This is a genomic window from Vibrio sp. 1731 (assembly GCF_033339955.1).
GTDB classification, from domain to species: Bacteria; Pseudomonadota; Gammaproteobacteria; order Enterobacterales; family Vibrionaceae; genus Vibrio; species Vibrio alginolyticus.
Window position 1 is genome coordinate 183,427 of the sequence record NZ_JAWOVO010000006.1, and the last position, 17,677, is coordinate 201,103.

The window sequence follows — 17,677 nt, forward strand, 5'->3', positions numbered from 1 at the left end:
CATGGCTCAACTTAGCATGCGCCCATGTGGGGATTTTCGAACCACATACAAAAGCGATACGCCAATTTTTGAAACCAAAACCATCAGAAGCCTTGCGATTGCTGGTGTCATCGCCATGCTGGCAGCACCGCTGGTCTTGGATATTTACTTCCTAAACCTGTTTATTCAGATTGCATACCTCGGTATCGCGGCATTGGGCTTAAACATTCTGGTTGGTTTTACCGGACAAATCTCGCTAGGTCACGGTGCGTTCTTTGGCTTTGGCGCCTTTGCATCGGCTTGGTTAAATAACCAGTTTAACATTCCAGTCGTGTTTGCGATTCCGCTCGCGGGTTACTTAACCATGATTGTGGGGATGCTGTTTGGTCTGCCAGCGGCTCGAATTAAAGGTTTATACCTAGCTATCGCAACGTTGGCGGCGCAGTTTATTCTAGAGGACTTCTTTGCTCGCGCAGATTGGTTCAGTGGCGGCTCATACGGTGCTAGCGCGAACCCAATTAATTTGTTTGGCTTTGAGTTTACGACTGACGAAAGCTTTTTCTATATCGCTCTGTTTGCGCTGATCTTCATGTATATGTGGGCATCAAACTTAATCCGTTCTCGTGACGGTCGCGCGTTTGTCTCAGTACGAGATCACTATCTGTCAGCAGAGATCATGGGCATCAACCTAACTAAGTATCGTCTGCTCTCATTTGGAGTGTGTGCATTCTATGCAGGCATCGGGGGCGCACTCTACGGACATTATCTAGGGTTTGTATCAGCAGAAGGCTTCACCATCATGATGTCTATCCAGTTTTTGGCAATGATCATCATTGGTGGCTTAGGCTCAGTCAAAGGTACGCTGATGGGGACGATATTTATCGTACTGCTGCCTGAAGTTTTAGAGTTTGGCGTAACGGGGCTTTCAGCGTTTGGTGATACCACCGCTTTCACTGATGGTCTGGCTTACTTCAAAGAAATGGCGATTGGTTTAGTCATCATGCTGTTCCTCATTTTCGAACCTCAAGGATTATCGCATCGCTGGCAACAGATTCGAGCATATTGGAAACACTATCCGTTCTCATATTAACGTGGAATTAAGTGGAATATACCTCAATAACAAGGACAACGAGTTATGAACAAAGGACATTTAGCGACAACGTTGGTGCTGTCATCTGCACTGTTTACTACCGCAACTTGGGCAAAAGATTCTGTGTTTGTCGGGCAATTAGTCGATTTTTCTGGACCAACGGCCTATGTGAGCAAGCCCTATGGTTCTGGCGTGCGAGATGCATTGCGTTGGATTAACCAAAACGGTGGCATTAACGGTACCGAGCTCGAATTTGAAACAGTAGACATGGCGTACAAAGTACCAGTGGCGATTTCCAACTATAAACGTTGGGTGGCGCGTAAAGACATGGTTGCGCTGCAAGGTTGGGGTACGGCGGATACCGAAGCACTTATTTCGTTTGTTACCAAAGACAAAGTGCCGGTGTTCTCTGCTTCTTATTCTGGTCACTTAACTGACCCAACTGGCAAAAACCCAAAAACCGCGAAACCAGCGCCTTATAATTTCTTTTATGGTGCGTCGTACTCAGATGCGTGCCGTGCGCTAGTTAAGTGGGCGAAAGAAGATTGGGAATCTAAGGGCAATCAAGGTGCGCCGAAATTTACGCACATTGGCGATAACCATCCATTCCCGAATGCGCCAAAAGAAGCGTGTGCAGAGTACGCTAAAGAGCTTGGTTTTGATGTGCAAAACCCAGTCGTTGTGTCACTAAAACCAGGGGACTTCAAAGCGCAATGTTTGTCGCTGAAAGAGTCAGGCACCAACTACGGTTACATTGCTAATATCGGTAGCTCGGTTATCTCACTAGTGAAGTCTTGTAACACGGTTGGGACAGAGTTCCAGTACATGGCAAACATTTGGGGCGGCGACAAGCCAGTGCTTGAAGCAGCAGGCGATGGCCTTAAAGATTACGTTTTCCCGGGTATGACGGCGTTTTGGGGAGATGATAATGAGGGCATGAAGCTGGTTCGTGAGATTTCTAAGCAGTCTGAATCAGAGCCGGGCGAATTCAGAACTCACCATTACATTCGCGGTATTTGTTCTGCGTTCTATATGAAAGAAGCAATGCAGTGGGCGAAAGACAACGGTGGCATCACAGGTGAAAACATCAAGAAGGGCATGTATGTCCATGACAACTGGGTACCACAAGGCTTAGAAGGTGTTTGTGTCCCTGCGAACTGGAAACCGGAAGATCACCGAGGCACAACAACTGTGAACGTCTTTATGGGCAACAACGATGGCGGCGCAGTTGATATTAAGAAAGTATCTCAGGTGACATTGTCACGTCGTGACGATTGGCTAGGTTACTAATTTACGACTTATTAATAACAAAGCCTACTGAAAATAAGGATGGGTGAGAGAACACTCTCACCCTAGCAAGGAGTAGTTTGATGGCTGAATTAGCAACGAATATCGAACCGGCAGAAATACTGCTTTCAGTGAACAACATTGAAGTCGTCTACGACGAAGTAATACTAGTACTTCGCGGTGTGAGTTTAGAAGTTCCAAAAGGGCAGATTGTGACCTTACTGGGCGCCAACGGTGCGGGTAAATCCACAACGTTGAAAGCCATTTCTGGTTTATTGAAAACCGAAGATGGTGAAGTGACGCGCGGCGAAATCAACTTCATGGGCGAGCGTATAGACAACAAAAGCCCGGAAGAGATCGTCCGTTCGGGCATCTTCCAAGTTATGGAAGGGCGCCGAATTGTTGAAGATATGACGGTAATAGAAAATCTTCGCTTAGGCGCTTATACACGCACTGACAACGAAGTTGAACAAGACATCGAAATGGTGTTTGACTATTTCCCGCGACTCAAAGAGCGCACTGGCCTGGCGGGCTATTTGTCTGGCGGTGAGCAACAAATGTTAGCGATTGGCCGAGCATTAATGGCTCGACCGAAGATGATTTTGTTGGACGAACCGTCTATGGGGCTTTCTCCACTGCTAGTTAAAGAAGTATTCAGCATTATTAACAAGATCAACAAAGAGCAAGGTATTACCATGCTTTTGGTTGAGCAGAATGCCAACTTCGCTCTTCAAGCGGCCGATTACGGTTACATCATGGAATCAGGCAAAATCGTACTAGATGGCAGCAAGCACGAATTGCTAAACAATGAGGACGTAAAAGAATTCTACCTTGGCGGCGGCGATGAAGATCGCAAGAGCTTTAAGAATCTGAAATCTTACAAACGTCGTAAGCGTTGGTTGTAAGGAGCAAGGATGAACGAACTATTTGATGCGAAAGAATCGTTGTCTCTACAGGCGCGAGAAGAGTCGCTGTTTCAACGTTTGCCAGCACTGATTGAGAATTCGAAAGCCAATAGCGAACATTACGCAGCGCATTTTTCTGAGTTAGATCCTACATTGGCAAACAATCGTGAAGGGCTTGCTCAGCTCCCGATTACACGTAAGTTCAATGTACCTAATCAGCAGCAACTTAAACCGCCGTTTGGTGGCTTAAATAGCGTTGCCATTGGTCAAATGGCGCGCGTATTCCAATCTCCTGGGCCGTTATATGAGGCTCAAACGGATGAGGCCGATTTCTGGCGTATGGGGCGCGCGTTTCACGCTGCTGGGTTCTGTGCGGGTGATTTAGTGCATAACACGCTCTCTTACCATTTCTCTCCTGGCGGATTTATTATGGATGGTGGCGCAAGGGCTTGTGGCTGTGCGGTATTTCCGGCTGGAGTAGGCAATACCGAAGCGCAAATAGAGGCAATTAAACAGCTTCAACCTAATGGTTACACTGGCACACCTTCTTATTTGCTGACGTTGCTACAAAAGTACCAAGAGAAATACAATGAGCTGCCTAGCTTTGAGAAAGCTCTGGTCTCTGGTGAAGCGGTTACAGCAGACATGCAACAGATGTTTGAGGAAAAAGGCATTGCAGTCTTTCAAGCCTACGCAAGTGCAGAGCTTGGTTTGATTGCTTATCAAGTGTCTGGTGAACAAGGATTAGTGATTGCCGAAGATATTATTGTTGAAATCGTTGATCCTGATGGTGTTCCTGTACAACCGGGAGAAGTCGGTGAAGTCGTTGTAACGTCGCTCGATGAGAAGTTCCCGCTGATTCGCTACGCAACGGGAGATTTATCGGCATACCTAGAGACAAGTTCTGATTCTTCACGCACGAATGCACGAATTAAGGGCTGGATGGGACGAGCAGACTCCGCGGTGAAAGTAAAAGGGCTGTTTGTTTATCCGCATCAGATCCAAGAAGTCTGTCGTCGCCACGATATTAAAGGCTCCTTGAAAATTGAGCGCGATGGCTTCAACGATGCCATTACTTTCTGTTGTCATGATGTGCATGTATCAGCAGAGGACATTCAAGCAACACTCCAGTCTGTCACTAAACTGAAAGGCAATGTCCAGTTTGTACCGAACCAAGCGGAGCAGCCGTTAATCAATGATCTTCGCAGTTAACTCATTGGTGGCATAAGTGCAGTAGAAAGTGGTTGTCATAAAAAACTAACAACGTCAGACAAAAGGCTAGAAAAGGGATACCACATTGCGCTGCGTATCCCTTTATTTTTTACTACCGCAATCAGGGAGCGGGTAAATGAAACAGGCACCAATGATTAACACACAATTCTGGGATGATTTGTTTATCCGAGGCACTATGCCTTGGGATGCCCAATCGACACCTCAAGAACTCAAGGACTATCTCGACAATTCACTTCATGTAGGCCAGTCAGTGTTTATTCCTGGGTGTGGTGCCGCTTATGAACTGAGCACTTTTATTCAATATGGGCATGACGTGATCGCGATGGATTACAGCCAAGAAGCGGTAAAAATGGCGCAATCAACGTTAGGTAACTACAAAGATAAAGTCGTATTGGGTGATGTATTTAATGCCGATTTTTCTCACTCGTTTGATGTCATTTACGAGCGGGCCTTTCTCGCAGCACTACCGAGAGATATGTGGTCAGAATACTTTTCGATGGTGGATAAATTATTGCCAAGCGGAGGTTTTCTAATTGGTTTTTTCGTCATTGATGATAATTACCTATCACGCTTTCCTCCATTTTGTTTGCGAAGTGGGGAGTTGGCATCTTTTCTAGAGCCCACGTTTGAACTTGTGAAGTCCTCAGTGGTGGCAAACAGTGTTGAGGTTTTTAAAGGCAGAGAGCAATGGATGGTGTGGCAGAAACGTTAGTCGTCACTGAGACTTCTTTAGAAAGTATTCGCGGAAACTGTCTGGTTCTTTGTGAATCGCTGATACATAAGTCTTCACTCTATGCCTGATGGAATGCTCACATAGTTTGTCGGTTTGTGTGAAACATTAATTTCTCGTTGCTGGTTTAAGTTGTTGAGATATCTCTAACAGCGGTCGAGTGGTTGAGTTTATTGCCGGCACGGGTTGTGTGCTCAGAGCGTAAAGCGACAGATCAGCATCGATCCGAAAGGTAGTAGAACGTCTCTCACTGATCTGTCTATTTCATGCTTATACTATTTTAGGTTGACCATCTGATGCGGTGGCACCGCCGTCTACAGGTAGGTTTACGCCATTAATGAAAGATGCGTCATCACTTGCCAAGAAAGTCACGACAGACGCAATTTCTTCAGGTTCGGCTGCTCGGCCAAGCGCAATGCGCTCATTGAATTTATCGCGGATGTCCTGCGGCCAGCCGTTTGTCATGTTGGTTTTTACTAAACTTGGGCATACGGCGTTAATTCTTACCCCATCCGCACCAGTGTCCAATGCCATCGCTCGGGTAAGGTTCACCACTGCGCCTTTACTCGCGCAATAGAATGCGGCACCCCAGTCACCACCCAAACCGGAAACGGACGCGGTATTTACCATACAACCTTTCGTTTTTAAGAGTTCAGGCAAAGCAAACTTCGCGCAATAAACAACACCATCAATGTTTACACCAGAGATCTTCTTCCAGTCTTCCACACTACCTTCAATCACGGAACCAGGGACATGTACGCCAGCATTGTTTACTAAAATATCCAGTTTACCGAAACGGGTAACAACATCAGAAATCAGTGCTGCGACTTTTTCTGGGTCAGAAACATCAATAGAATGCGCAGACACACGCTGTTTATCAAAGCCCTCAACGGCGTTTGCCAATTGCTCTTCATTCCAATCGGCAAGAGCGACGTTTGCGCCTTCTTCATACAAACGTTTTGCGATGGCCAAACCAATACCATTGGCAGAACCAGTGACGAGTGCGACTTTATTTTTTAATCCTCTCATGCGATTTCTCCTTCGAAACTTACAAAAACGGGATCTTGATTTTTCTCTGTGCGCGGCAACATCAGTTTGTCGTTGTCGCTGTAATCTACGGGGATAGCCACCACTGCTGGTCCTTCAACGTCCATGGCTTTATTCAATGTCGGTAGCAATTCGTGTTGACTAGTCACTGCGAAGCCTTTCGCGCCAAATGATTCGGCGTACGCCTTGAAATCAATTGGTCCAAATTTCACACCAGAGCAGCGCTGATATTTGTTGATCTCTTGCATTTCTACCATGTTGTAGGCGTTATCAACCCACACAATATGGACGATATTACAGTTCAGTCTAACCGCGGTTTCTAACTCCATGCTCGATTGCATAAAACCGCCGTCTCCTGATATCGATACCACTTTGCTACCAGGTTTTAGTAGGCTGGCACCAATGGCCCATGGTAGTGCAACGCCCATTGTTTGTTGGCCGTTAGACACCAGCATTTGGCGAGCTCGAAAACAACTTAAGTAACGAGCGATCCAGATGTGGAAGCTCCCCATATCAAGACATAGCGTGGTATCTGGTGTGATGATAGATTGCATGGCTTTAATCAGTGCCAGTGGATGAAATCCTTGCTTGTGATAGACATTGGGATAGGTTTTGATCACTTGCCGTTGCAGTGCTACCTCTTCCAGTACTGAAAGTGCCGTTGGGGAAAGGCGGGCATATTCAGAGATATAGCTGCCCATCTTGTCTAATGACTGCGCAATGTTTCCGACGATTTCAACACAAGGCTGATAATTAAGTTGGTATTCTGCCGGTTCAATATCGAGGTGAATCACTGGGTTGCGGTGGCTGTTCCAAAGCTCAGGGTCATACTCTATTGGGCTAAAGCCGATGGTGAGAATTAAATCGGCGTCCCGCAGTAAAACATCGCCAGGTTGGTTATTAAACAAACCGACACGCCCAGCAAAGTGATGATAGTAATTGATGTCTACCGTGCCGGCGGCTTGGTAAGTGCCGACAACGGGTAGCTGCGTATTTTGAAGAAATCGGGCGATAGCAGCAGCGTTTTTACTGCGGCTCGCGTGAAGGCCAAGTAAAACCACACAGCGCTTTGCTTTACTGATTCGACTGACCGCTTCTTCGATTGCTGCGATGTCTGCGCAACCAGGCTGTGTGTAAGGCGAGGGGACAATAATGTCCGTTTGGGTTTGCTCGGATAAAACATCTTGGGGGAGACTCAAAAAGCAAGCCCCAGGACGACCTGACTCTGCGATACGAAATGCGTTCGCCATGATCTCGCTTGCGGCGTCCACATGCTGCACTTCAGCACTGAACTTAGTTATAGAGCGAAAAATACTGACGGTATCCATGCTCTGGTGTGTTTGTTTTTGCTGGTCAGTTCGTTTCACCGCACCACCGATAGCAATCAGCGGATCGCCTTCGGAGTTTGCTGTTGCCACTCCCGTAACTAGATTTCCACAGCCAGGGCCTGACGTAACCATGGTGACGCCTGCTTTGCCGGTTAGTCTTCCCATAACGCCCGCCATAAATGCGCCGTTAGCTTCGTGGCGTACCGGAATCATTTGGATGTTAGTGTCTTCAATCGCATCGAACAGTCGATCGATTTTTGCACCGGGAATACCGAAAATGTACTTAATGCCGAGAGACTCTAGCTGTTGAGCGATCAACTGAGATCCATTTTTATTTGAAGGTTTGGATTGCATTTGTTGTCCTTATTATTTGCCTGACTTTGTTACTTTTCCGCCTTTTCTATGGCGGTATTTATATCTTCCGGAGCCAAATTGGCGTTGAGGAAGTCTGTCGATACCGGGGTATCAATCACTAGCCGCGAGACTTTGCCAATCTGGAGGAACCCTGACGAAATGCTGTAATCCTGAATATGACCACCTCCTTGGCGGTCATCGGTAATAAAGTGTTCGTGATAGCCGGGCACATTGATGCCAGTCGTATATTTAGGACTGCGAAAGCCGGCGACCACGCCTTGCTTATGCGTGAAGCGGAACGTTGGTTGTTCTTTGACCACTTCAAGCATTGGCCGATAAGGGCGTGTTTGTTTAGGTACGGTGCGAGTACGAACTGAATCGAAAACGCCATCAATGCGCACTGCGCAAAATAGGTTATCGCTTGGAACCATCTCGTCTATGATGCTATGGACTTCATGACGTGACATGCGCGATGTCAGTGGCAGCTCGATATCAGGCTTAAAAAAAGTCATGACAGCAAAGGGCGTTTTTTGCGCCAGGTCTGCCGGGTTTGCGGAGCCATCCGACTTGAGTTGAAAAACTTCCTTATCAAACGCAATCAACTCACCATCCAATTCATTGAACGTACCTAAACCAAAATCCCCATGTTTCAGCAGTTCTTCTATGGTTGTTGAGCCTTCGTAAACACCAGCGATCAAAGCACTCATTAACGAAGTCTGATAAATCTCACCATCTCCGGTAACGTGATGGTATTCAGAAAATTCTTTCGCTACTTCAAGCGAACAAGCACATAGAGGGTTATAAAATCCACGCATGAGTAAGACCAGTTATGCAATGAAGAGTATATTTAGATTGACTTCTACACGGTGCTAAATCCAATATAAAAAAGATTTATTTTGATATGGAAAATATATGGAATTTCGCTACCTGAAGTATTTTGTCGCGGTCGCCGAGACTCGTCACTTTACCCGAGCAGCTGAACGGTTAGGGATTGCGCAACCTCCTTTGAGTCAACAAATCAAAAAGCTAGAGCACGAGCTTGGCGTGGACTTATTTAAGCGCTTGTCTAGAGGAGTAGAACTGACCCATGCAGGGCAAGTCTTTTATACGGATGCGGTAAATATTCTTGCTGATGTGGAACGCGCTAAAGCAAAAGCCCGACAGATTGCCCGTGGTGAAAATACGCAGGTTAAAATTGGGTTCGCGACGTCAACATCAACCTGCATTAAGGTATTGGAGAGGATTGGGCGTATTCAAGAGAATGGGGTTCATTTACAGACGGCGGAACTGTCAATGCCAGAGCTTGCCACTCAGTTAAAAAGCAAACAACTTGATCTCGCAATCATGCGGCTACCCTGTTACGCCAGTGAGCCTTTTGAGCACAAGGTGTTGTTTAACGACCCGTTTGTCGCGGTGATTCCGGCGGGCCACGAACTGGCAAAGTATCCCTGTATCCAGATGAAACAGTTGAGAGGCCATAAAATTTTACTGTTTCCACGAGAGACTGGACCCGCATTGTTTGATGGCATGAGCACACTTTTTGCCGACGCAGGAGTAAGGCTCGAACCACAGTTCGCAGCACCGCAACTTCGTACGACGATTGCCATGGCGCAGGCCGGGTTAGGTATTGCTCTCGTTCCGCGCTCACTGGCTGAACATCTCGATGATTCCGCGACAGTCGCCGAGATTGAGGATATCCCTCTCACTAGTCGTGTTGTTGTTGCTTGGGAGGCATCTAATCTCAATAAACAAGCGCTAAAAGTAGCCATGCACATCGGTCATGTTGAGGCTTAAAGATGAGTCATCGAACTGGCTCTGATAGCCACAGGCAAATGTGATACTCTCACTCGTTATATGCAAAGCTATGCTTTGGTTGAATAGACAAATCTTACTCAACGAATAGAACTTACTGAGGATGTACCAATGATATACGCTGCGGTCTTTGATATGGACGGGTTGCTGATTGATTCAGAACCTTTGTGGAAGGAAGCGGAAAAGCAGGTGTTTTCATCAGTTGGTGTCCAAGTGACCGAAGTGCTGTCAAAGCAGACTGCAACTATGACGACAGGTGAAGTAACAAGGTTTTGGTATGAACGTAATCCTTGGCAAGAAAAGAGCCTAGAGGAAGTAGAGAATGCTGTTGTGGATAAAGTGGAGGCATTAATAATTGAAAAAGGATGCGAATTAGAGGGTGTTACAGAAACACTCAAATTGCTTAAGGAAAAAGGGTTTAAGATAGGGTTGTCTACTAATTCACCTTATCAACTCATTCCCATCATTTTGAACAAACTCGGTATTGCCAGTTACTTTGACGCGATATCATCGTCAGACGATGTAGAGCAGGGTAAGCCAGAGCCAGATGTCTACCTTTTAACAATCAATAAACTAGGTGTAGATTCAAGTAACTGTATTGCCTTTGAAGACTCTTATTCGGGTATGCTTGCGGCAACACGAGCAAACATAAAAACAGTCGTGATACCTCAACCTGATAAGTTCTACCAAGAGTTTAATGAAGCCAGTCTAAAGCTGCAAAAGCTATCAGAGTTTAATGAAAGCCATTTGGCGAGTTTAATGGACTTGAATTTGAAAGAAACAATTGCACCAACACCGCATGAAAGTTTTTTAGAAGAAGGACTTGATTGTGAATAGTCGGTCGCTGAAAAAATACCTACTGCCAATGTTCTTATTGGTTTTACCTATAGAATCATTCGCAAAAGATACGACTATGTTGGACGAGCTCAATAATCGATTTGTTACATTTGAAAGGCGATTTGATGATTGTATCAACTCTGCTTCTCAAAATGATATGAGTGAAAACATTGTCGGTCAGATTCAAGCGCTTAATATTGATTTTGAAATTTCGGTTGGCTATTTATACAAACAATCACTTTATTTATGCTCTGATGATGAATTCAGTGATTTAGCAAGAATTATCATGATAATTGAAACCTCCGATAATGATGGATTGCAATTATCAAAGGCAAAAGCTAGTCAAATTAGAAAGCTACTTTTTAGCAAAGTGGATTTACGTTTAGAGTCGAAGTTTCAAAGTTTACCGCAAGATAAAAAGGAAGCATTACTGAGCATTGCGAAAAAGCTTGAACCTTTTGATCTCGTAAGCATGCATGAACGACTTCAGGCAATGTAGACTTATGAAAGAATGTTTTGAGTAGATTCTTAACGCTTGGCTTTTTCATTAAGATTGAGTATTAGGTTCAACGCCTCTAGCTCTTACACAAGATCTAGAGGCATCCATTTTTTATTGACTTAAACGTGTCGAGCTAAGATTTTAACCCTGCAGCGGTCATCATGACGCGAAATAACATAGACACTAACCCTAATGCAGCGACGCTAACGACCCAAATTCCAACCATCCAAGCCCACTGGCGGCACCAATTTTTGATTTTCATACTCACTCCTTATCAACTCGTTAATGGTACGCTTCGTCTTCTTTCACTTTTCCGGAGAAGACGTAGTAACTCCAAAAGGTGTAAGCCAGAATGATCGGGATGATGATCACCGCTCCAACGAGCATAAAGCGCTGACTGCTTGCAGGAGCCGCTGCTTCCCATATCGATATGCTAGGAGGAATGATATTTGGCCAGATACTGATGCCAAGCCCAGCGAACCCGAGAATCACGATCACCAATGCCATCACGAAAGGGCTGCGCTCTTTACGCTTTTTAACGGAGTCGGCAATCTTCAAACAGACCAGCCCAGTAATGACAGGTACGGGCAGTAAGTAGAACAAATTAGGCAGAGAAAACCATCTTTCCGCAATGGCAGGGTAAGCAAGTGGAGTCCAAGCGCTCACAATGACTAATGCGGAGATCATTGCCAGTAGTGTTTTGTTAGTGAAGCGGTACATCGTGTTTTGCAGTTCACCTTCCGTCTTCATGATGAGCCATGTGCTACCAAGCAGCGCGTACGTTGCGACTAAACCCAAACCACAAAAGATGGGAAAAGGGCTGAGCCAGTCGAGTTGGCTACCTACGAAGACGCGGTTTTCCACCGCAAAGCCTTGAATTACCGCGCCAACAACGATGCCTTGGAAAAACGTGGTTAAAATCGAGCCGACCATAAAAGAGCGATCCCAGAACTTTAAGTGGCTTTCCAATGCTTTAAAGCGAAACTCAAACGCGACGCCACGAAAGATCAAAGCAATCAACATCAACGTTAAAGGGATGGTTAGCGCTTCAATAATCACCGCGTAAGCCATCGGAAAAGCGCCAAATAGAGATGCGCCTCCAAGCACAATCCAAGTTTCGTTGCCGTCCCAAACTGGCGCGACACTGTTGACCATGACGTCTTTTTGTTTTTCATCCTTGATGAAGGGCATCAGTATTCCAATACCCAAATCGAAGCCGTCCATGATGATGTACATCAAAGTGGCAAAAACGATGATCGCGAACCAAATCACGGATAAATCAAAATGCATATTCTCTACCTTCACTTTGTGACAAATTCTAAATGCGACCTGAAACGGTCGTCATGTCGTGCTAATCGTGTTCGATTGCATCGGGGCCTTTCTTGATTTGGTGGATCATATAGTAATAACCAAAACCAAATACCAAGCTGTATACAACAAGGAAACACAGCAGGCTGATGCTCATTTGTAGGTCTCCGTGTGCAGAAACCGCATCACGCGTTTTTTGTACGCCATACACGACCCAAGGTTGCCGACCAACCTCTGTCGTAAACCAGCCAGCGAGTATTGCGATAAGACCAGATGGCCCCATAAACAATGAAAACTTGAGGAACCAACGCGAAGTATAAAGCGTGTTCTTTTTTCGTAACCATATGCTGTAGAAGCTTTGAAAAATCATCAGAAGTCCTAGCCCGACCATGATTCGAAATGACCAAAAGACGATAGGTGAGTTCGGTCGTTCCTCTTTCGGGAAGTCTTTCAGCGCCGGGATTGGCTCAGTTAAACTGTGGCGTAGGATCAAACTTCCTAAAACAGGAATTTCTAAGGCATAGTCTGTGCGTTCTTGTTCCATGTTTGGCATGCCGAACAATATCAATGGGGTTGGTTTGCCATCGCTGTTATCCCAATGTCCTTCGATGGCAGCGATTTTGGCGGGCTGGTGTTCCAGAGTGTTTAGCCCGTGCACATCGCCAATCACGGCTTGGAGTGGCGCAAGGAACACTAAGATCCCGAGCGACATCGAAAACATGGTTTTTACCGCAGTCGATTGATTGCCTCTCAATAAATGCCAAGCGGCTGACGCGCCTACAAAGAGTGCTGAACTGACGAAAGCCGCGACGCTCATGTGCGCCAAACGATAAGGAAATGAAGGATTGAAAACGATAGCAAACCAGTCGGTTGGCACCACACGTCCGTCGACAATTTCATAGCCTTGTGGCGTTTGCATCCAACTGTTGGAGGCGAGAATCCAGAACGTCGAAATGATCGTGCCTAACGCCACCATCGAGGTTGCAAAAAAGTGCAGCTTTTCGCCGACGCGACGCCACCCAAACAGCATTACGCCAAGAAATCCGGCTTCGAGAAAGAAAGCCGTTAACACTTCATAAGTCAGTAATGGGCCAGTGATAGAACCAGCGAAGTCGGAGAAACCACTCCAGTTGGTGCCGAATTGATAGGCCATGACAAGACCAGATACAACACCCATTCCAAAGTTAACCGCAAAAATTTTCGACCAGAAGTGATAGAGCTTTTGGTAATCGGGATTGCGTGTTTTTAGCCATAAGCCTTCCAGCACGGCGAGATAGGTGGCCAAACCTATGGTGATAGCGGGGAAAATAATATGAAAGGATACCGTAAAGGCGAACTGTATCCGTGCAAGCATAAATGCGTCGAGGCCAAACATTAAACTTCCTTTGATCTTTTAAGTTTTATGAGAGAGCTATTTTAAGAGGAGCGGAATGAGGGAAGTAGGTACAGACAGTGACTATAAACCTATAACAGATTAAATATTGAAGTGTTATTATTTTGAATTCGGCTTTATGGAAGGGGATTTGCGTTTGGCGAAGTATCAAGAGTTAGTGGAACAGCTTAAAAGGCAGATAAAATCGGGGATATGGCATCCGGGTGACAAGCTGCCTTCGCTGCGTCGCCAATCTGAACACTCGGGTTTGAGCTTGATGACGGTGTTGCACGCGTATCAAATTCTGGAATCTCAAGGCTGGGTCACGTCACAGCCGCGATCTGGTTATCGAGTAGCGCCCAATATTAAGAGCTCAAATGAACCCCAAGCGCCAGCCGCGGTTTCGTGGACTGAGCAGGTAGACATCAATGAGTTTATCTTTGATGTTCTGCAGGCGAGTAAAAATCCATCCATGATCAATTTTGGCTTTGCCTATCCAGACCCAAGTTTGTACCCACGATATCACGTGAATCGGGCGATGAGCGCAGCCGCTCGCAATATGCCGATTTCCACCACCTTTGATAACTTACCGCCGGGAAACGAGCAATTACGCACCATCATCGCGAAGCGTTATGCTGCGAAAGGCATTGAAATTTCACCCGATGAAATTGTCATTACGGCAGGCGCGCTGGAGGCGTTAACGCTCAGTTTGCAAGCCTGCACAAGACCGGGAGATTGGGTGGTTGTGGAGTCGCCTGCATTTTATGGTGCATTGCAATCCTTAGAGCGGTTAGGTTTGAAAGCGCTCTCAGTAAGAACAGACCCAGTCACGGGCATTGACCTAGACTCATTGGAACGAGCGCTGCAAACACACGATGTGAAAGCGTGCTGGCTGATGTCGAACTTCCAGAATCCTCTGGGTTTTACGCTTTCTAACGAGAAAAAACAAAAGCTGATTGAACTGACACAGCGATATAACGTGCCAGTGATTGAAGATGACGTGTACAGCGAACTGCATGCAGGGAATGACTCGGTTTATCCACTAAGAATGTTTGATGACACGGGCAATACCATGTTGTGCTCCTCGTTTTCAAAATCATTAATCGCAGGGCTACGTATTGGTTGGGTTGCGGCGGGAAAGCGGGCGCTAGAGGTACAAAAGTTACAGTTAATGAGTACATTAGCGACGAGTGCACCAGTGCAAATGACATTGGTACACTATTTAACAAGCCGCAATTATGAATCTCATTTGAAGCAGTTACGGAAAAAGCTGTTTGAACGTAAAAGTAAGATGACGGTTCTGCTTAGTGAGCTGTTACCTGAAGCAGTCAAAGTGTTAAGCCAAAGCGGTGGGTACTTTATTTGGTTAGAGCTTCCCAAGCATATTGATGCCTTGCCGATATATCGAGAAGCGCTAAAAGGTAATATCAGCATCGCACCGGGAAAGATGTTCAGCCTGACAGAACAATACGATCACTGTATTCGTCTTAACGCTTCTTTTGAGCTCAATGACAAATATGTTCATGCTCTCAATCTGCTCGCTAATATTATTCGCGAGCATTTGGCGAAATAGCGACTTTCTTCAGTTTTTTGGTTTAATGGAGCGCGCCGGATTTCCAACAACTCGATCGCCCGGCGCAACGTCTTTGGTTACGACAGAGCCAGCGCCGACGACGGCCTCATCGCCAATGGTCACGCCCGGCAGTATGATTGCGCCCCCACCAATCCAAACGTTATTGCCAATTGTTACCGGTTTGGCGATCTCATCTCCGGCTAAGCGTCTTTGTGTATCGAGTGAATGAGCGGCTGTGTAAATTTGCACTCTAGGCCCAATCATGACGTTCGCGCCAACCTCAACCTGCCCATTGTCCAGAATAATGGCATCCCAGTTGATGTAGGTGTTTTCTCCGATGGACAAGTGACAACCGTAGGTAAGTTGTAGCGGTGGCTCTATACAGGCGCTGTTTTTTAATTGGACGCCCATTTCCGCCAATAGTTGTCTACGGATATCTGGGTTTGGCTCGTGGTTAAATTGGAAGACAAGCTGCGCAGTTTTGGCGCGCATTAGCTTTAGTTCTTCATCCAGACAATTATAGGCTTCTCCAGAGCGCATCCGAGTCAGTTCTGACATAACAATCATTCCATCAATGTTATTTGCAATAAGGTGCATAATAGGTGAGAGTGATTCGAAGTGAAAATTTGATGCTTAAAAATCAGAAAGTTATCACTGATTTACCTTGCGTATCCAGTTGGTTGATTGGCTCGTTTAGTTCACAAAGACGTATTCCCTAAATGGCTTAATCGGTTGAAAAAGTGGGAAACCACTCGAAGCGTTTTACGTAGATTACAATATAGTTAATAGGAAGAACTTAATTGAGCCGCTGCGCTATCGATTGGGCTAAAAATATAAGACTTATGCGCTCTGGCTTGCTGATAACGATGAATCAAGAGTGAGCACTTTATGTTCGAACGGGTCATTTCATTTTTAGAAACAACACTGTTTACCTTTAACGAACAACCTATCACGTTGTGGGCGATATTGATGGTGCCGACATGGGTCATTGTCGCTTTATGGTTATCCAAAATTTTGATCAAAACCGTTACGTCAAGAATGTCTTCATCGGGGAAAGACCCAAACGTGATTCATTTGGTTAAACGGATATTATTTGTCATCGCTCTCGCCATTATTTTTATGACCACACTTTCGATGATAAATGTGCCAATTACCGCGTTTGCCTTTCTGTCTGGTGCCATCGCTATCGGCTTCGGTTTTGGTGCGCAAAACATCATTAACAACTTCATAAGTGGCTGGATTTTGATTGGTGAAAAGCCAATCCGAATTGGGGACTTTTTAGAGGTTGAGGGCGCCAAAGGCACTGTCGAGCAAATAAATACACGCTCAACGAGAATCAGACGAACCGATGGTGTTCATATGCTCATACCCAACAGTCAGTTGATTGAGAACGTGGTGATCAACTGGACGTTATGCGACAGATTAGTTCGTGGCTCTGTCGTCGTCGGTGTCGCGTATGGGAGCGATGTCAAACAGGTTGCTGCCTTAATGGCGGAAGTGACTTCGCAGCAAGCGCAAGTTCTGAGTTCGCCAGCGCCAGATGTGTTTTTTCAAGACTTTGGTGACAATGCTTTGATCTTCGAATCTTATTTTTGGATTAACTCAACGGTTGAGGGCGGTATTCGCTCGGTCGCAAGTGCCATGCGTTTTGAAATCTACGAAGCTTTCGAAAAGCACGGCATTGAAATCGCGTTTCCACAACGAGATGTGCACATTGATGGGCAAATCAAGTTGTCTAGGGAGAGAAACGGATAGGGCGATAAGCGGTATTGGTGTTCTTATCTTGGTGTCGAGTAACCATAGCGAGGCGGTCACAACACGGATTCACCTCGCTAGAAACCAGTTTGAAGGCGTTATTGGTTGTCCCACATGACTTCGCATTCTTCTTTGATTGCTGATTTTAGCAACTCAATCAGTGGAAAAGCTCTGCGTCCTAGGCTTACCGCGGGCTCTGCTTGTTCTTCCTCTTCGTCTACATCAGTAGGGAGGTTTTCTTCAGCTGCATTTTTCGCAGATAGAGCAGAAGTTAACCTTGATAGCGCGTTAGGAACATCTTGAGCGGAAATTGATCCCGGCACAGTGCCGCTGTGACCCATCATTTTGAGCATATCTAATGCAATATCACCAAACATTGTGACGTTTGAGTGGCTTCGACAACGAAATGTTATGAGCATTTACCTGATCCTGTTTTATACGTTCGCTTTGAAACTAAATTGTAGCTGAAATCAGGCACTAATTAATGTGATGAAGACCGTTGAGCGTTAAGGTTTTTATGAGTAACAATAAAAAACGGGCACGTACGTCTGCATGCCCGTTTAAATAC

At 45.8% G+C, this 17,677-nt stretch carries 18 protein-coding genes; 10 read left to right on the forward strand and 8 right to left on the reverse strand.

All coding sequences use genetic code 11. The features are described 5' to 3' along the window. Position 1 precedes the first annotated feature (1 nt). From R7035_RS09390 to R7035_RS09410, 5 genes are all read left to right on the forward strand, one after another. Positions 2–1,069 (forward strand): branched-chain amino acid ABC transporter permease, encoded by a 1,068-nt coding sequence (locus R7035_RS09390; protein ID WP_005382737.1) that lies wholly within the window; start codon positions 2–4, stop codon positions 1,067–1,069. 45 nt (positions 1,070–1,114) lie between these two features. Beyond that, positions 1,115–2,359 (forward strand): ABC transporter substrate-binding protein, encoded by a 1,245-nt coding sequence (locus R7035_RS09395; protein WP_318146105.1) that lies wholly within the window; start codon positions 1,115–1,117, stop codon positions 2,357–2,359. An 80-nt stretch (positions 2,360–2,439) separates the two neighbouring features. After that, positions 2,440–3,261 carry an ABC transporter ATP-binding protein gene (locus R7035_RS09400; protein ID WP_005373283.1) on the forward strand — a complete coding sequence of 274 codons (822 nt, stop codon included), beginning with the start codon at positions 2,440–2,442 and terminating at the stop codon, positions 3,259–3,261. A gap of 9 nt (positions 3,262–3,270) precedes the next feature. Next, positions 3,271–4,473 carry a phenylacetate--CoA ligase family protein gene (locus tag R7035_RS09405; RefSeq protein WP_170890151.1) on the forward strand — a complete coding sequence of 401 codons (1,203 nt, stop codon included), beginning with the start codon at positions 3,271–3,273 and terminating at the stop codon, positions 4,471–4,473. A 136-nt stretch (positions 4,474–4,609) separates the two neighbouring features. Beyond that, entirely contained in the window at positions 4,610–5,206 is a 597-nt protein-coding gene (locus tag R7035_RS09410; protein ID WP_005382731.1) for a methyltransferase domain-containing protein, read from the forward strand. A gap of 288 nt (positions 5,207–5,494) precedes the next feature. On the opposite strand, the gene R7035_RS09415 is transcribed toward R7035_RS09410, so the two are convergent. From R7035_RS09415 to budA, 3 genes are read right to left on the reverse strand one after another with little or no spacing between them, the layout of a single operon-like run. Then, entirely contained in the window at positions 5,495–6,253 is a 759-nt protein-coding gene (locus R7035_RS09415; protein ID WP_318146106.1) for an SDR family oxidoreductase, read from the reverse strand. Further along, positions 6,250–7,953 (reverse strand): acetolactate synthase AlsS, encoded by a 1,704-nt coding sequence (gene alsS / locus R7035_RS09420; protein ID WP_213869872.1) that lies wholly within the window; start codon positions 7,951–7,953, stop codon positions 6,250–6,252. The genes R7035_RS09415 and alsS overlap by 4 nt, the downstream gene beginning before the upstream one ends. Positions 7,954–7,982: 29 nt before the next feature. After that, the gene (budA, locus tag R7035_RS09425; protein WP_017633685.1) at positions 7,983–8,768 is read right to left on the reverse strand and encodes an acetolactate decarboxylase; all 786 of its coding nucleotides are present in this window, start codon (positions 8,766–8,768) and stop codon (positions 7,983–7,985) included. A gap of 97 nt (positions 8,769–8,865) precedes the next feature. Here budA and R7035_RS09430 point away from each other — a divergent pair, with 97 nt between their 5' ends. The 3 genes from R7035_RS09430 (at position 8,866) to R7035_RS09440 (ending at position 11,101) form a co-directional block, all read left to right on the forward strand. After that, positions 8,866–9,747: a LysR family transcriptional regulator gene (locus R7035_RS09430; protein ID WP_017820348.1), complete on the forward strand. Its 882-nt coding sequence runs from the start codon at positions 8,866–8,868 to the stop codon at positions 9,745–9,747. A gap of 129 nt (positions 9,748–9,876) precedes the next feature. Beyond that, positions 9,877–10,602: a hexitol phosphatase HxpB gene (hxpB, locus tag R7035_RS09435; protein WP_053349210.1), complete on the forward strand. Its 726-nt coding sequence runs from the start codon at positions 9,877–9,879 to the stop codon at positions 10,600–10,602. Then, the gene (locus R7035_RS09440; RefSeq protein WP_020480907.1) at positions 10,595–11,101 is read left to right on the forward strand and encodes a hypothetical protein; all 507 of its coding nucleotides are present in this window, start codon (positions 10,595–10,597) and stop codon (positions 11,099–11,101) included. Before hxpB ends, R7035_RS09440 begins: the two co-directional genes overlap by 8 nt. Positions 11,102–11,234: 133 nt before the next feature. On the opposite strand, the gene R7035_RS09445 is transcribed toward R7035_RS09440, so the two are convergent. From R7035_RS09445 to R7035_RS09455, 3 genes are all read right to left on the reverse strand, one after another. Then, positions 11,235–11,363 (reverse strand): DUF2474 domain-containing protein, encoded by a 129-nt coding sequence (locus R7035_RS09445; RefSeq protein ID WP_005373267.1) that lies wholly within the window; start codon positions 11,361–11,363, stop codon positions 11,235–11,237. A gap of 20 nt (positions 11,364–11,383) precedes the next feature. Beyond that, complete coding sequence (cydB, locus tag R7035_RS09450) at positions 11,384–12,391, reverse strand: cytochrome d ubiquinol oxidase subunit II (RefSeq protein ID WP_017820345.1); 1,008 nt, start codon at positions 12,389–12,391, stop codon at positions 11,384–11,386. A gap of 61 nt (positions 12,392–12,452) precedes the next feature. Beyond that, the gene (locus R7035_RS09455; protein WP_318146107.1) at positions 12,453–13,784 is read right to left on the reverse strand and encodes a cytochrome ubiquinol oxidase subunit I; all 1,332 of its coding nucleotides are present in this window, start codon (positions 13,782–13,784) and stop codon (positions 12,453–12,455) included. A gap of 136 nt (positions 13,785–13,920) precedes the next feature. Between R7035_RS09455 and R7035_RS09460 the strand changes: the two genes are divergently transcribed. Continuing rightward, a complete protein-coding gene (locus tag R7035_RS09460) occupies positions 13,921–15,354 on the forward strand; it encodes a PLP-dependent aminotransferase family protein (protein WP_017820344.1) in 1,434 nt (477 codons plus the stop codon). Positions 15,355–15,363: 9 nt separating this feature from the next. Here R7035_RS09460 and R7035_RS09465 read toward each other — a convergent pair whose 3' ends face one another. Continuing rightward, positions 15,364–15,912: a sugar O-acetyltransferase gene (locus tag R7035_RS09465; RefSeq protein ID WP_017820343.1), complete on the reverse strand. Its 549-nt coding sequence runs from the start codon at positions 15,910–15,912 to the stop codon at positions 15,364–15,366. A 330-nt stretch (positions 15,913–16,242) separates the two neighbouring features. Here R7035_RS09465 and R7035_RS09470 point away from each other — a divergent pair, with 330 nt between their 5' ends. Further along, positions 16,243–17,109, forward strand: coding sequence for a mechanosensitive ion channel family protein (locus R7035_RS09470; protein ID WP_005373258.1), 867 nt, complete (start codon positions 16,243–16,245; stop codon positions 17,107–17,109). Between the two features lie 98 nt (positions 17,110–17,207). Here R7035_RS09470 and R7035_RS09475 read toward each other — a convergent pair whose 3' ends face one another. Next, on the reverse strand, positions 17,208–17,528 hold the full coding sequence (locus tag R7035_RS09475) for a DUF1840 domain-containing protein (protein WP_017820342.1): 321 nt from the start codon (positions 17,526–17,528) through the stop codon (positions 17,208–17,210). Between the last annotated feature and the right edge of the window lie 149 nt (positions 17,529–17,677).

Coding starts and splice junctions, on each gene's coding strand:
- R7035_RS09430 (WP_017820348.1), top strand. CDS start 8,866: ATGGAATTTCGCTACCTGAAGTATTTTGTCGCGGTCGCCGAGACTCGT.
- hxpB (WP_053349210.1), top strand. CDS start 9,877: ATGATATACGCTGCGGTCTTTGATATGGACGGGTTGCTGATTGATTCA.
- R7035_RS09415 (WP_318146106.1), bottom strand. CDS start 6,253: ATGAGAGGATTAAAAAATAAAGTCGCACTCGTCACTGGTTCTGCCAAT.
- R7035_RS09445 (WP_005373267.1), bottom strand. CDS start 11,363: ATGAAAATCAAAAATTGGTGCCGCCAGTGGGCTTGGATGGTTGGAATT.
- cydB (WP_017820345.1), bottom strand. CDS start 12,391: ATGCATTTTGATTTATCCGTGATTTGGTTCGCGATCATCGTTTTTGCC.
- R7035_RS09475 (WP_017820342.1), bottom strand. CDS start 17,528: ATGCTCATAACATTTCGTTGTCGAAGCCACTCAAACGTCACAATGTTT.
- R7035_RS09470 (WP_005373258.1), top strand. CDS start 16,243: ATGTTCGAACGGGTCATTTCATTTTTAGAAACAACACTGTTTACCTTT.
- R7035_RS09395 (WP_318146105.1), top strand. CDS start 1,115: ATGAACAAAGGACATTTAGCGACAACGTTGGTGCTGTCATCTGCACTG.
- alsS (WP_213869872.1), bottom strand. CDS start 7,953: ATGCAATCCAAACCTTCAAATAAAAATGGATCTCAGTTGATCGCTCAA.
- R7035_RS09400 (WP_005373283.1), top strand. CDS start 2,440: ATGGCTGAATTAGCAACGAATATCGAACCGGCAGAAATACTGCTTTCA.
- R7035_RS09390 (WP_005382737.1), top strand. CDS start 2: ATGGCTCAACTTAGCATGCGCCCATGTGGGGATTTTCGAACCACATAC.
- R7035_RS09460 (WP_017820344.1), top strand. CDS start 13,921: ATGGAAGGGGATTTGCGTTTGGCGAAGTATCAAGAGTTAGTGGAACAG.
- budA (WP_017633685.1), bottom strand. CDS start 8,768: ATGCGTGGATTTTATAACCCTCTATGTGCTTGTTCGCTTGAAGTAGCG.
- R7035_RS09405 (WP_170890151.1), top strand. CDS start 3,271: ATGAACGAACTATTTGATGCGAAAGAATCGTTGTCTCTACAGGCGCGA.
- R7035_RS09410 (WP_005382731.1), top strand. CDS start 4,610: ATGAAACAGGCACCAATGATTAACACACAATTCTGGGATGATTTGTTT.
- R7035_RS09465 (WP_017820343.1), bottom strand. CDS start 15,912: ATGTCAGAACTGACTCGGATGCGCTCTGGAGAAGCCTATAATTGTCTG.
- R7035_RS09455 (WP_318146107.1), bottom strand. CDS start 13,784: ATGTTTGGCCTCGACGCATTTATGCTTGCACGGATACAGTTCGCCTTT.